At 61.5% G+C, this 13,441-nt stretch carries 12 protein-coding genes; 3 read left to right on the top strand and 9 right to left on the bottom strand.

The window, feature by feature from the left end; translation table 11 throughout:
• The 4 genes from QZT71_RS10155 to rsmH form a co-directional block, all read right to left on the bottom strand.
• Positions 1-1,095: UDP-N-acetylmuramoyl-L-alanyl-D-glutamate--2,6-diaminopimelate ligase (locus QZT71_RS10155; protein WP_295915712.1), on the bottom strand; the 1,095-nt coding region annotated here is incomplete at its 3' end.
• Between the two features lie 85 nt (positions 1,096-1,180).
• A complete protein-coding gene (locus QZT71_RS10150) occupies positions 1,181-3,445 on the bottom strand; it encodes a penicillin-binding protein (RefSeq protein WP_295915710.1) in 2,265 nt (754 codons plus the stop codon).
• 6 nt (positions 3,446-3,451) lie between these two features.
• On the bottom strand, positions 3,452-3,967 hold the full coding sequence (locus tag QZT71_RS10145) for an FtsL-like putative cell division protein (protein ID WP_295915708.1): 516 nt from the start codon (positions 3,965-3,967) through the stop codon (positions 3,452-3,454).
• 7 nt (positions 3,968-3,974) lie between these two features.
• Complete coding sequence (rsmH, locus tag QZT71_RS10140) at positions 3,975-4,877, bottom strand: 16S rRNA (cytosine(1402)-N(4))-methyltransferase RsmH (RefSeq protein WP_295915713.1); 903 nt, start codon at positions 4,875-4,877, stop codon at positions 3,975-3,977.
• Positions 4,878-4,969: 92 nt separating this feature from the next.
• On the opposite strand from rsmH, the gene QZT71_RS10135 reads away from it, so the two are divergent.
• The 3 genes from QZT71_RS10135 to QZT71_RS10125 all read left to right on the top strand — a co-directional run bounded on the left by QZT71_RS10135 (position 4,970) and on the right by QZT71_RS10125 (position 8,457).
• Entirely contained in the window at positions 4,970-5,803 is an 834-nt protein-coding gene (locus tag QZT71_RS10135) for an acyltransferase (protein WP_295915707.1), read from the top strand.
• A 22-nt stretch (positions 5,804-5,825) separates the two neighbouring features.
• A complete protein-coding gene (locus QZT71_RS10130; protein WP_295915705.1) occupies positions 5,826-6,833 on the top strand; it encodes a GNAT family N-acetyltransferase in 1,008 nt (335 codons plus the stop codon).
• Between the two features lie 127 nt (positions 6,834-6,960).
• On the top strand, positions 6,961-8,457 hold the full coding sequence (locus QZT71_RS10125; RefSeq protein WP_295915703.1) for a BACON domain-containing protein: 1,497 nt from the start codon (positions 6,961-6,963) through the stop codon (positions 8,455-8,457).
• A gap of 233 nt (positions 8,458-8,690) precedes the next feature.
• On the opposite strand, the gene QZT71_RS10120 is transcribed toward QZT71_RS10125, so the two are convergent.
• The 5 genes from QZT71_RS10120 to QZT71_RS10100 form a co-directional block, all read right to left on the bottom strand.
• Positions 8,691-9,407, bottom strand: coding sequence for a hypothetical protein (locus QZT71_RS10120; RefSeq protein ID WP_295915702.1), 717 nt, complete (start codon positions 9,405-9,407; stop codon positions 8,691-8,693).
• Between the two features lie 152 nt (positions 9,408-9,559).
• Positions 9,560-10,105 (bottom strand): HAD family hydrolase, encoded by a 546-nt coding sequence (locus QZT71_RS10115; protein WP_295915701.1) that lies wholly within the window; start codon positions 10,103-10,105, stop codon positions 9,560-9,562.
• Positions 10,081-10,854, bottom strand: a complete 774-nt coding sequence (locus QZT71_RS10110) for a Rossmann-like and DUF2520 domain-containing protein (RefSeq protein ID WP_295915699.1) — start codon at positions 10,852-10,854, stop codon at positions 10,081-10,083. Before QZT71_RS10110 ends, QZT71_RS10115 begins: the two co-directional genes overlap by 25 nt.
• 16 nt (positions 10,855-10,870) lie before the next feature.
• A complete protein-coding gene (locus QZT71_RS10105) occupies positions 10,871-12,175 on the bottom strand; it encodes a YihY/virulence factor BrkB family protein (protein ID WP_295915698.1) in 1,305 nt (434 codons plus the stop codon).
• An 86-nt stretch (positions 12,176-12,261) separates the two neighbouring features.
• Positions 12,262-13,441: class I SAM-dependent methyltransferase (locus QZT71_RS10100; protein ID WP_295915696.1), on the bottom strand; the 1,180-nt coding region annotated here is incomplete at its 5' end.

Here is a 13,441-nt window from a genome sequence, read left to right as displayed (position 1 = left end):
CGGGGTGCGTATCTCCTCGACGGTCTGGATGACGTTCTCCAGGGCGTCGGGCGTGTGGGCGTAGTCGACGATGGCCGTGGTGCCGTTCGCCGCCCGCACGAACTCGAAGCGTCCGCTCGCGGCGTGCAGCGTGCTCGCCGCGCGCAGCACTTCCGCGCGGTCGAGGCCCAGCAATACGGCCGCGCCGTAGACCGAGAGCAGGTTGTAGGCGTTGAAACGGCCTACGAGCCCGACCCATACCTCCTGTCCGTCGATGCGCAGCAGCATGCCGTCGACGTGCATCTCGACGATTTTGCAGCGGAAGTCCGCCATTGCGCGCAACGAATAGGTGTGTACGGAGGCGGCCGTGTTCTGCACCATCACGCGGCCGTTGCGGTCGTCGATGTTTGTCAGGGCGAAAGCCTTTGCGCCGAGTCCGTCGAAGAAGAGTTTCTTGGCGCGGATGTATTCGGCGAAGGTCTTGTGGTAGTCGAGGTGGTCGTGCGTGATGTTCGAGAAGATGCCGCCCGCGAAGTGCAGGCCCCGCGTGCGTTCCTGTACGATGGCGTGCGACGAACACTCCATGAAACAGTATTCGCACCCCTCGTCGGCCATCTCCCGCATCATGGCGTTCAGCCGCACGGAGTCGGGTGTGGTGTGCGTCGCTTCGACGGTGCGGTTGCCGATTTTGTAGACCACCGTCGAAATCAGCCCGGCCTTGTAGCCCAGCGCCCGCACCAGATCGTAGAGCAGCGTCACGGTCGTGGTCTTGCCGTTGGTGCCGGTGACGCCCACGAGTTTCAATTCGCGGCTCGGGTGGCCGTAGAAAGCCGCCGCCATGTCGGCCAGCGCCCCGGCGGCGTCGGGAACCACGGCGTAGGCTACCCCGTCGGCCGTTTGTTCGGGCAGGCGTTCGCAGACCACCGCCGCGGCGCCTTTCGCGATGGCGGAGGGGATGAAATCGTGGCCGTCGCACTGCGTGCCGCGGGTTGCGAAGAAGCAGTCGCCCGGGCGCACGGCGCGCGAGTCGTAAATCAGTCCGGCGACGGCGGTGGAATCGTCGCCGTGCAGCGCCTCGACGGGCGTATCCTTCAGGAGTTCTTTCAGTGTTTTCATAAACCGTTATCGTTGCGTGTCCGGCCCTGCGGAGCTTCCGCCGCCGCACGGGGCGGCAATCGGGACGGATATTTCCTGTTTTATCTTATTTCAACGTTATGGCGACCGTCGAGCCCGGGGCGATGCGTGCCCCGGCCGCGATGCTTTGGTGCGTCACGGCGCCCCGGCCCGAGAAGCGGACTTTCAGCCCGCGGCTTTCGAGCACGAACAGCGCGTCCTTGAGCCCCATGCCCCGCACGTCGGGCATCGTGCCCGCTTCGTCCTGCAGGCTCGTGATGACGACGTTCGAGAGGCTGTCGACCCGGGCCCGGCCCCAGCCCGTGCGGTGGTCGAACGAGGCGCGGGGCGAGAGTTTGTCGGTCACGCGGCGGATTTGGGCGATGTCGCCGCCCTTTACCTGTTCGGGATACTGGCGCGGGCCGTGCCGCTCCACGCGGCCGTACCAGTCGCGGTTGCGGTTGTAGATGTAGTCGACCATGCGTTTTACAACGGGGCCCGCCAGCGGGCCTCCGTAGTAGGCTTTGCCGGCCTGTGCACGGGTCTCGATGGTCGTCAGCACCGTGTAGCGGGGATTGTCGGCCGGGAAGTAGGCGACCATCGAGCCGAGGTAGTAGCGTCCCTCGCGGCTGCGGGCGTCGGTAATCTGCGCCGTGCCGGTCTTGGCGGCGACGCGCAGGCGGGTCGTGTCTTTGAAGTAGAGGCTGGCCGTACCCTCGGTGCAGACCGCTTTGAGGCAGCGCTGCACTTCGCGCAGCGCCGAACGCGAGCAGATGGACGAAGCGAGGGTCTGCGTTTCGAAGCGCTCCTCGACCCGGTCGCCGTACCGCAGTTCGCGGATCAGCACGGGTGAAATCATCTTCCCGTCGTTGGCGATGGCGTTGTAGAACGTAATCATCTGGATTGGGGCCAGCCGTACGCGGTAGCCGTAACTCATCTTCACGAGCATGACGCCCGGGTCGGGAACTTTCCAGTCGGTGGTAATCGACGGGGTGCGCTCGCCGAGCCGTTCGAGTCCGACGGTCTGCCCGAGGCGGAGTTTCTTGTGGAGGAAGTCGCTGTACTCCTGCTTTTTGCCGGTGATGCCGTAGCGATCCCAAATCGCCTTGGCGAAGTAGACGTTCGACGAGGAGGCTACGGCGCGGCGGAAATCGATGACGTGGTCGCCGCGGTGCGAATCGCGGATGTTTTTGGCCGGGCCGACCGTCACCGGGTCGCCGTTGTGGGTGTCGTAGGCGGTTTGCGGCGACATGCCGGCGTCGTCGAGCAGCGTGAGCATCGTCGCCAGTTTGAACGTCGAGCCGGGTTCCATGCTGCGGCCCAGCGCGTAGTTTTCGCGTTCGTAGAAGACGCCGCTCGTGCCTGCGCGCCCCAGGTTGGCCATGGCGAGGATTTCGCCCGTCTGCACCTCCATGACGATGGTGGTGCCCCAGATGGCGTTCTGGGCCTCGAGCTGGTGCCGCAGCGCCTTGTCGGCCACGTCCTGCAGGTCGAGGTCGAGCGTCGTTACGATGTCGTATCCGTCCACGGGCTCCTCGTGGCCGCCGCCCGCGACGCGGCCGTAGAAGCCCCGGGCGATACGCTGGCGCAGGGCCTTGCCGTCGCGGCCCGCAAGCTCCTCGCGGTAGGCATCCTCGATGCCGTAGTTGCCCTTGTCGCCCGTCAGGCCGATGGTGCGGCGCGCCAGTTCGCCCTGCGGGTAGATGCGCTGGTCGCGTTCGACCAGGCGGTAGACCATGCCCATGTTCCAGTTCAGCAGCGGATAGCGCCGCAGGGTTTCCCACTCGGCGTAATCCACTTCGCGGGGCAGGATGTTGACGGGCGTGTGGTCGCGAATCGTGTCGTAGATTTTCCGGGTGACGTACTCCTCGCCCCGCAGGCGGTCCATCATGCGGGAGAACCACCCTTCGGAACGCAGGTAAGAGGTGTCGCGGCCGTTGACGAGCCGGAAGCGGCGGGCATGCTCCTCGCGGAAGCGGCGGGCGTATTCCGAGGCGGGTTTGTCCCGGAAGAAAGCGGCGAGCAGCTTGGCGAGCGAGTCGCTCTGTTCGCGGAAGGTCTTGAGCGAATCGAGGCCCGGGGCCGCGAAGTCGAATGCGGCCTGATAGCGGAAGATCGAGGTCGCCAGCGGCGCCCCATTGCGCGAGAGGATGCTGCCGCGCTGTGCCGGGATAATCTGCTCGGTGAAAATGCGGCTGGCGAGGCGCTCTGCGTTGTAGGCCACTTCGGAGCTGAAAAGCTGTACCCAGATCAGGCGCGAAAACACGATGAGCCCCGCGAGGATGAACAGCACGTAAAGCAGCCTCACCCGCAGCAGAATGTCGCTTTTGATTTTCGAACGCTCCTGTTTCATCGCCGTTTAGTTTTCGATGATTTCGCCCGGGGCCAGCGGGTCGTAAAGGTCGATGCCGCGTTCGCGCAGCCTTTCGACGATGGCCGAATGGGTCGTGCGGCGGTAGCGCTGCTCCTGCAGGCGGATAGAGCGCTCGCGCAGGATTTGGACTTCGCGTTCGAGGCGCGTGTACTTCATGTCGAGGTGCAGCGCCGTGAACATGACGGCGATGCTCAAAAAGAACATGGCCGCAATCGAAAGCATGTAGGGGTAGTATTTCGAAACGCCCTCGCGCACGAGAATCGTGCCCGAGAAGAGCTGCCAGAGCGTACTGGCCTTGCGGCGGCGCTCTTTGCGTTCGCGCTCCTCCTCTTCGGCCTTCTCCTCCTGCTCGCGCTCCAGGTCGGCGCGGATGTCCTCCTCGGCTTCGCCCCGCTCGATGCGCAGCACTTCGCGCCGCACGCGGCGGGCGAATTCCTCCTCCTGCTCGCGGCGGGCCTGCTCTTCGGGGGTTACCGGGTCGAATTCGTGGTCGGAGTACATGGCCGGATTATCGTTTTACGGCTGCGCGCAGCTTCGCCGAGCGCGACCGGGGGTTGCGTTCCAACTCTTCGGCCGCCGGAACGACGGCCTTGCGCGTCAGCAGGTCGAACGGCGTGAGCGCCCGTCCGAAAAAATCCTTTTCCACCTCGCCCGAGAAGTTCCCGCTGCGCAGGAAGTTCTTCACCAGGCGGTCTTCGAGCGAGTGGTAGGAAATGACCACCAGCCGCCCGCCGGGCCGCAGCACCTTGAGGCTCTGCTCGAGCGCCATCTTGAGCGCCTCCATCTCGCCGTTGACCTCGATGCGCAGCGCCTGGAAGAGTTTGGTCAGGAACTTCGATTCGTCTTTTTTCGGCGTGCAGGGCCTGACGGCCTCGACCAGCTGCGCCGTGGTTTCAATCGGCGCCGTTTCCCGCGCCCGGACGATGCAGTTGGCGACTTTCCACGGCGTGTCCAGTTCGCCCCAGTCGCCCAGCAGCCGGGTCAGCGAATCGGCCGGGTAGGTGTTCACGATAGCGGCCGCCGTCAGCGTCCCGCGCTGGTTCATGCGCATGTCCAGCGGCGCTTCGCCCCGGAACGAGAAGCCCCGCTCGACGGCGTCGAAGTGGTGCGACGACACCCCCAGGTCGGCCAGGATGCCGTCCGCCTGGGTCACGCCGCGCAGCCGCAGCGCCCCGCGCAGGAAGCGGAAATTGCTCTCGACATAGTGGAAACGCCCGTCGCCGGGGCAGTTCGCCCGCGTATCGCGGTCCTGGTCGAAGGCGTAGAGCCGCCCCCCGGGTCCCAGCTCTTCGAGGATGCGGCGCGAATGGCCGCCCCCGCCGAACGTGAGGTCGACGTAGGTGCCTGCGGGGTCGATGCCGAGCAGGCCGACGGACTCCTCCAGGAGGACAGGGGTGTGGTAGTTGGACATAATCGTTGCTGACAAGGTCGATTTGGGTGTAAAGTTAGGGATTTTTCGAAAAAGAATACCTATATTTGTGGATATAATTTTTTGAACACCCTATGCCCAGAATAGATATCGGAGCTGTTCTCGCCGACAAAGCCCCGCGGCTGGCCCGCTGGGTGCCCGGCTTCGCCCTCCGCTGGCTCCGGCGCACCATCCACGAGCCGGAAATCAATTACATCCTCGAGCATTACTGGAACCTGCCTCCGCAGGAATTTATCCGCGCCTGTTTCCGCGAGTGGCAGGTGACCTATTCGATCGAAGGACTCGAAAAACTCGATTCCCGGGGCCGCTACCTCTTCGCCTCGAACCATCCGTTCGGGGGAATGGACGGCATGATGCTGGCCGACAAGCTGATCGACCGCTTCGGGGACGCCCGCGTGGTGGTCAACGACCTGCTGATGCACCTCGAACCGCTGCGTCCCCTGTGGATACCGGTCAACAAGCACGGTTCGCAGAGCACCTCCTACGCCCGTAAATTCGACGAGGAATTTTTCGGCGAGCTGCCCATCCTGACTTTTCCGGCCGGTCTCTGCTCGCGCTGTATCGACGGCGAGGTGACCGACCTGCCGTGGAAAACGAGTTTCCTGAAGAAAGCCTACTCCTCGCAGCGGGAGATCGTGCCCGTGTTCGTCGAGGGGCGGCTGTCGAACTTCTTTTACCGCGTCGACCGCATACGCAGGATGCTGGGCGTCAAATTCAACATCGAGATGCTCTGGCTGCCCGACGAGATGTTCTCGCAGAAAGGCAAACACTTCCGAATCTTGGTGGGCGACCCGATTCCGGTGGCCGAACTGCAACGCTACGGCACGCTCCGCGAACAGGCCGAATTCGTACGTAAAAAGGCGTATTTTTTGGAAAAAATGCTTCTCCCGGCAGAAAAAAACCAGTAAAAACGGTATTTTTGTCCCTGCTATGCAACAGAGAAAAATGGAACCAGTCATACCTCCCGTCGACCGGGAACTGCTGCGGGCCGAGCTGACGCCCGGGCGCAAGGCCCGCGACACGAAGAAAGCCGGAAACGAAATTTACATCTTCCCGGCGGCCGACTGTCCCGCGCTGATGCGCGAAATCGGACGGCTGCGCGAAATCGCGTTCCGTGGCGCCGGGGGCGGCACGGGCAACGAACTGGATGTCGATGCCGAGGATTTGGCCGAGGACGGGTATTACCAGTTGATTGTGTGGGATCCCGCGGCAGAGGAGATCGTCGGGGGCTACCGTTTCATCATCTGCACGGACGAATATCCCCGCCACCTGTCGACCGAACACTATTTCCGCTTCAGCGACAAATTCCGCCGCAACTACCTGCCCCGCACCATCGAACTGGGCCGTTCGTTCGTGCAGACCTCCTATCAGGCGCGCGGCAACGCCAAGAGCATCTATGCGCTGGACAATCTCTGGGACGGCCTGGGCGCCCTGATTGTGTTGAGCCCGAATTCCAAGTACCTCTTCGGCAAGGTGACGATGTACACGACCTACAAGGCCGTGGCCCGCAACGCCCTGATTTGGTTCCTGCGCCGCTATTTCCCCGATAGGGATAATCTGGTCGAGGGCATTCATCCGCTGCAGCTCGATTTGGACGACCCCTATTACGAACAGCTTTTCACAGGACGCACCTACCAGGAGAATTACCGGATTCTGATTCAGAAAATCCGCGAATTCAACGAGAATATTCCGCCGCTGATAAACGCTTACATGAACCTCTCGCCCACGATGCGGGTTTTCGATACGGTGTCGAATCCCGATTTCGGGGGTGTCGAAGAGACGGGCATCCTGGTGACAATCCGCGATATTTATCCCGAAAAACGCGAGCGGTACACCCGCTGGCTGGGATGGCAGGCCGATCTGAAATACCGGCGGGAACTCTTTCGCGAGCACATTCGCGGGCATTTCGAGCGCTTTAAGAAAAAAAGGAACGGATGAGTTCCTTTTTTCTTTCGGGGCCGTACGGAGTATGCTTGCGGCTTGATTTTGCATTATTTTAATCCGGTAACGCAGTAAAGGGGCTTTTGCGGCGTTTATATATTCGACACTGAAAATAAAACGCCTTATGAAAAATTTATTCCGACTTTTCCTGTGCCTGGCGCTGCTTCCCGGAGCAATGGCGTGCAGCGACGACGACACCCAACGCCCCACGGTGATTGTCAACGGCGGAGAGGATTTCCTTTCGCTCGACGGACTGGCCCGTGCCGGTAAACTTACGGTGCTGGCTTCGGCCCCGTGGCGGGTTACGGCGGCGGCCGGGGATACGTGGTTCACGCTTTCGCCGACCGAGGGCCCGGCCGGATACTCGGAAGTCGAGATAAGCCTCGATGAGAACAAGGGGGCTGCTCGCAGCGCCCGGCTGGCCTTTTCCAGCGGGGACGTGATCGTTCCGTTCGGCCTCTCGCAGAGTGCGCTGACGAATGGTTACGACTCCCCGGATTATTATTTCTACGTGACGTTCGCCACGATGCCGGCCCTCTACGCGGGGCTGCACGTGCTGTCCCACAACAAGCCGAGTTATTTCTTCTATTCGCGGTCGAGGACGTTCGATCCCGATAAATTCCCGTCGTATGTCAAGGTTACGACCTCTGCCGACCGTACCGCCGATGCCACGGCCGACGAGAAGCAGGAAGCAATCCGCGAGATGAGGCGCCGGATACTCGAAATCAACAATGCCGATCCGACGGCCGTATTCGGCTTGTATGTCGATGATCTCCGCTGCCGCCTCGGCTACGACTGTTTCGTGGAACAGGGAATCGACTCGGCGAGGGTCAAGGTGAGCCTGTTGTCCGACGGAACGGCGACCTACAACAACTTCTATAATTATTTCGGCGATGCGGCTACGGCCGAGCAGAACTGGAATGATTATGCCGCTGAAGTCGAGGCGCTCGACTGGAACCACGGCGGGCGCTATCCCGTGACACGGGCGCAGTTCGAACTCGATTCGTGGACATGGGTTTATTACCTTGCGACCCGACCCGGTTACCGACTGGTGATGCAGAACAGTGTGCTGCTCGAAAGTTCCTGCCCGTTCATCACCGAAAAGCTCGGCGAGATGACTATCGAGAGCATCCAGCCTTACGAGATGCTGTCGGCGCTGCCCGAAACTGCCCGCCAGCAGTTCTACGACATGGCCGGTTTCGATTACGACAAGTTCGCGGCCCTGTTCGACGCCTCCCCGAAAAAGAACCTCGTCATCATCGGCACCAGCCACGCGGGCAGTACGAGCGAGCAGCAGCAGTACGATTATGTCGCGCGAATCATGGAGCAGTACGGCGAGGGGTACGACGTCTTCTTCAAACCCCATCCCGCCGACACATCGTCGGCCGGTTATGAAACCGACTTTGCGGGGCTGACGCTGCTTCCCGGCCAGATGCCGTTCGAGATTTTCGTCTGGTCGCTGATGGAGCATGTCGACATGATCGGCGGCTATCCCTCGACGGTCTTCCTGACGGTGCCCGTCGACAAGGTGCGGTTCATCTTCGCCGCGAATGCCGAGAGCCTCGTGCGGCCGCTCAACATCCTGTTCCGCGATGCGGCGAATGTCGAGTGGATGCAATAGCGATTGTCCGGATAATATATCGGTTCTGCCGGAACTGCACCGGAATAAATTCCATAGGTTCCTGCTGTCGGCCCTGGGCCCTATTTAAAAAGGGAGCGTATTGTACGCTCCCTTTTTTTGCACCGAATCTTCAATTTCTTGATGCCTGTGTCTGGATTCCGTGTTTCTTACGAGATGCAGGCAGATTTTTTTCGACAGGTACCTGTATATGCCGGGACGACGCCAAGATAAGATTATGGCCAGGCCAATGTGTCGGAAGTTTTGTAGACGACCGAGCCGACTGCTTCGAATTTTCCGGTTTTGTACAAAATCGCTTTCACGGATTCGTCGCTGCGGGCATCCTTTTTTGAACGACGGCAAAGATAAAGCAGATAGCGATCGTTTTCTTCGCGATAAGCTCCGGTGACGGGCGAACTTCTGTCTGCCGAATACCCGTGGGCCATGCTGTGCAGAAGCACCTCTCCGATATTGTCGACGGCTCCCAGGAACCCGATTAGTTTCTCTTCGCTGTCGATCATCTCCACCGTCAAATCTTCATCCTCCGTAAAATCCCCGGCTACGGCAACAATATATGAATACTGCGGCATGTGATGGCCTCCCGCGAAAAAACCAGATTCAGGAACCTTTAACGCCACAAGAGCGCCATATGTCCGGTCGCCCTGATACGCAACAAGCTCACCCGGCTTTTGCATAAGAACAGCATCGCCGTCTGAATCCCGCCACTCCCAATATTCATAACCCGGGGCAGGTTTTATGGCATCAATCAATTCCCGCCGCCCGTATTCGGGCATCGGTGTGAATTTCCGTATGTCGAACGCACTGTTGTCGGCGAATAACCGCTGGTAATATTCCGTGGAATCGTACGGTATGATTTTTCCGGAATCCCTGTCCTGTCCGAAAGCAGTGATTTGAAGGCACATGCATGTTAAAAATACAATCGTTTTTCGCATAATAAGCTGAACTTTGATAGGAGAAAAAAATGTATTCCCGAAAAATGGCAGGAGGTGTAGTCCGGCCATTGGCTTGCATCTGCCTGTCATACCCCCCCCCGGGCCACGATGGCTGCAGGGGGGGGCGTCCCTGTCCGGAGCGCCGGACGGCATCAGTTGGATGCGGCCAGCGACGAGGGGGTGACGCCTTCGGAGTTTTTGGCCCAGTCGCCGCGGGCGCGGAGCACCTGTTCGACGATGTCGCGCACAGCTCCCTCGCCGCCCTTGAACTCCGAAACGTAGCGCGACGCCTCGATCACCTCGGCCGCAGCGTCGGCCGGGCAGACCGGAATGCCCACTTCGCGCATGCATTCCAGGTCGGGAATGTCGTCGCCCATGTAAATCGCGTTGGCGGGGTCGATGCCCTCGTCGGCGAAGAATTCGTGCAGGGCGCTGATTTTGTCCATGCAGTCGATGTAGGCGCGTTTGATTCCCAGCATCCGCAGGCGGTTTTCGAGCGTCTTGCCGCGGCCGCCCGTGATGATGCAGACTTTGTAGCCCATTTTGATGGCGTAGGCCAATGCATAGCCGTCCTTTGCGTTGTAGCGGCGGATGAAATCGCCGTCGAGGGTGGGGATGATGCCTCCGTCGGTCATCACGCCGTCGACGTCGAAAACGAACGCTTCGGTGCGGGCTATATCTTCTTTGAAGTTTCCCATATGCTGTTGCTTATTATCGAGTAAATGTTCTTGAGTTGCAGTTCGTCGTCGAGCAGTGCACAGTGGCGGGCTTTTGTCGGCAGGTCGTTGCGTACGGCGGGCCCCGTCTGGACGTCGGCGGGGGACGCCGCGTCGAGCGCCTTGGCGGCGGTTTCGGCGATCAGCGGCTTGAGCACGTCGAACGGCAGTCCCGCGCTGCGGACGATGCGTTCGCCGACGGCGTACATGTGGTTGGCGAAGTTGCAGGCGAAAACCGCCGCCAGGTGTACCTTGGCGCGGCATACCGAATCGGCCCAGAGCACCCGCTGCGAAAGGCGGCGGGCGAAAGCCTCCAGCGCCGGGCGCAGCGCCGCGTCGTCGGTTTCGAGGAATATCGGAATTTGTGAAAAGTCGACTTCGCGGCCTTTGGTAAAGGTCTGGAGCGGATAGAAAACGGCCCGGCGGAACTTTGCCGGCAGGGCTTCGAGCGGTACGCTTCCGGCAGTATGGGCCACTGCGGCCCCAGCGGGAATCGGCAGCGAAGCGGCCAGCTCCGCCACGGCTTTGTCGCTGACCGAAATCAGGTAGATGTCAGCGGCGGCCAACTGCGCCGGGTCGTCGGTCCATTGTGTTCCGGCGAGCGCGGCGACGGCCCGCCCCCGTTCGGCGTTGCGGGCGAATACCTGCACGGGTTTCGCCCCGCTTCCGGCCACGGCCCGGGCGAGCGCTTCGGCGAGGTTGCCGCTGCCGATGATAACTGCGCGTTCCATATGTTTTTTCATTTTATCAGAGCAGGTCTATCAGCCGGACATTGTCCTGCGACTGGCGGGCGGCTTGTTTGAGTGTTTCCAGCTCCCGGTCGATGCGGGTCAGTTCGGGACTCTGGGCCAGGTCGAACGAGGTGTGTCCCGACCGTTCGACCGCTTCGAGTACGCCGTAGACGGTCATCGTGTCGGTTTCGTGCGCCGGGGCGAACGCCACTTCGCGCTCTCCGTCGCCCGAGGGTACGGCGATCAACTCCCCCGCCTGCACGAGCTGGTAGAGGATGTCGTTGACGATACGCGTGGGCAAATCGAGTTGTGCGCGGATTACGTCGGCGGGCATTGCGCCGCCCTTTTCGCGGAAGTGGCGGATGACGGTCAGCATCACGGCCAGCAGGATTTTGCGCCGCTGGTCGTAGCTGACGAGCAGCGACTCGCGTTCCTCGCTGAAGCGGGCGATGTTCTGGTAGGCGAACGACAGCTCCCCGCCGAACAGGAATATCTGCCACGAGGTCTGCAGCCAGATCAGCAGCAGCGGCAGGGCCGCGAAACTGCCGTAGATGGCATTGTAGGAGGTCATCCACCGCTGAACGTAGATGTAGCCCCACTGGAAGAGCAGGAAGAGCGTGCCGGCGATGATGCCGGCCATCAGGGCGCTTTTGAAGCGCACTTTGGTGTTGGGAATGACGATGTAGAGGAATGTGAACATCACCCAGATGATGAACATAGACACCAGGTGCGAGAGGAGTGTGAAGTACCAGCTGTCGTTGAAGCCCAGCATCTGCTGTGCGTACTTGCCCACGGCGTTGGCCACGATCCACAGTACGGGGACGATCATCACCACGGCGATGTAGTCGGTGTACTGGCGCGTCACGCTGCGCTCGGCCTTGACCTCCCAGATGTTGTTGAACGCGCTTTCGATCGACCCGAAGACCCGGATTACCGCCCAGAAAAGCGTGACCAGCGCCACGGCGGCCACTACGCCGCCCTGGGTGCGTGCCAGCGCGTTTTCCGCGAAGTCGACGATATATTTGATGATTTCCGGGTTCTGCGGAAAGAGGGCATAGAGGTTGTCGATGAGTCCGTCGGCCAGCCCGAAACCCTTGACCACGGCGAATACCACGGCGACGATCGGTACGAGCGACATCAGCGTATAGAATGTGAGCGCCGCGCTGCGGACGATCGTGCCGTGCTCGAGCAGTCCCCGGGCCGTGTAGAACAGCAGCCGGTATTGCTGTACGAGCCACCGTACGACCGGGTTGCGCCATTCGGTGATGTCGCGCCGGAAGATCGTGTCGGTGAAGTAGGTGAATATCTCGCTGATTTTCATAACGTTTTTCGATTCCTGCAAAGGGCGCGGATACCGCTTGCCGGCATTTCCGGCGGCGGAACTCCGCCCCGCAACTGCAAATATAGCTATTTCAGCCGCACGACCCAAAAACCGTCTCCGATTTTCGTGAAAGCCAGCCGCACGTCACTTCCCGCATGCACCCCCAGCCGCCGGGCAATCTCCTCGGCGGTGAACGGGAAGTCGCGCTTCATCAACTCGGCGCCGCGTCCTTTCAGTTCGCGTTTCAGCCGCCGGGGGTCGTAGGGTTCGATGCTATCGACAGCGAATACTCTGCCAATCACGTCCTGCGGTTTTCCGGCGGCGAATCCGTAACCGTTTTCGCTCCATATGTCGGCTTTGCCGCGCAGGTGGAGCCGCGCCAGCCGGGCCTTCTGCAGCGCCACGTCGGGCACTACGAGCCAGCGGTAGCCCGTCGGGTCGAACGCCCCGGGAGCAGTCGGGGAGCAGGCCTCTGCGGGCGTCGCCGAGAACGAACCGCGGCCGAGTGCCGTCGCGGTGATTGTGGGGCCCGTGCCGTCGGCGTAAACGAGCACCTCCTTGCATTCGTCGCCCAGCGATACGACCTCCGCGCGGCCATCGGGGAAGAGGCGCAGGGCCTCGCCGACGTCGAACAACGGTGAATTTTTGATGCACAGGCGCTCCGCCGCCCTGCGGATAAGGGGCATCAGGGCCACGATGTCGGGCGAGCACGCTTCGAGCCGCACCAGCTTGCGCCCGTCGGACGAACGGCGGTCGGGGTCGGCGTAGACCCAGTCGAACCGCAGGCCTGTCTGCGCGAGGTACGCTTCGGCGGATGTGTTGAGGACTTCGATGTTCCCGGCCCCGAGCCGCCGGAAATTCTCCGTGGCGATGCGGGCCAGCATCGGGTTGCGCTCGAGCGTCACCACGCGGCGGAAACGGCGGCTTAAAAAAAACGCGTCGACGCCCAGCCCGCAGGTGAGGTCGAGCACGGAGCCGCCCCCGATTTGTTTGTGGGCCGCACACGCTTCGCTCGACGCCTGCTCGAAAGCCAGCGGCGGCAGGATGCACTGTGCTGCGGCGTACGACGGGAGTTTCGACGCTGCCCGTGCGAGGTACTTGACTTGCGTGGCGACCAGGCGGGCGTGGGGCACCGTGCGGTCGAGGGCCACCTCGAGCGGATCGCGTCCGCGGTTGGCGGCGATGGCCCGCTGCAATTCGTCCGTAAGGATCAGGGTGTATTCTTCGGGAGTTATCACGCAGGCAAATGTACGCTTTTTTTCGGCT

This window comes from uncultured Alistipes sp. (assembly GCF_902388705.1).
Classification (GTDB): Bacteria; Bacteroidota; Bacteroidia; order Bacteroidales; family Rikenellaceae; genus Alistipes.
The sequence above is the reverse complement of the archived record's forward strand: the minus strand, read 5'-3'. Positions and strand labels throughout refer to the sequence as shown.

Coding starts and splice junctions, on each gene's coding strand:
- QZT71_RS10150 (WP_295915710.1), bottom strand. CDS start 3,445: ATGAAACAGGAGCGTTCGAAAATCAAAAGCGACATTCTGCTGCGGGTG.
- QZT71_RS10145 (WP_295915708.1), bottom strand. CDS start 3,967: ATGTACTCCGACCACGAATTCGACCCGGTAACCCCCGAAGAGCAGGCC.
- rsmH (WP_295915713.1), bottom strand. CDS start 4,877: ATGTCCAACTACCACACCCCTGTCCTCCTGGAGGAGTCCGTCGGCCTG.
- QZT71_RS10135 (WP_295915707.1), top strand. CDS start 4,970: ATGCCCAGAATAGATATCGGAGCTGTTCTCGCCGACAAAGCCCCGCGG.
- QZT71_RS10130 (WP_295915705.1), top strand. CDS start 5,826: ATGCAACAGAGAAAAATGGAACCAGTCATACCTCCCGTCGACCGGGAA.
- QZT71_RS10125 (WP_295915703.1), top strand. CDS start 6,961: ATGAAAAATTTATTCCGACTTTTCCTGTGCCTGGCGCTGCTTCCCGGA.
- QZT71_RS10120 (WP_295915702.1), bottom strand. CDS start 9,407: ATGCGAAAAACGATTGTATTTTTAACATGCATGTGCCTTCAAATCACT.
- QZT71_RS10115 (WP_295915701.1), bottom strand. CDS start 10,105: ATGGGAAACTTCAAAGAAGATATAGCCCGCACCGAAGCGTTCGTTTTC.
- QZT71_RS10110 (WP_295915699.1), bottom strand. CDS start 10,854: ATGGAACGCGCAGTTATCATCGGCAGCGGCAACCTCGCCGAAGCGCTC.
- QZT71_RS10105 (WP_295915698.1), bottom strand. CDS start 12,175: ATGAAAATCAGCGAGATATTCACCTACTTCACCGACACGATCTTCCGG.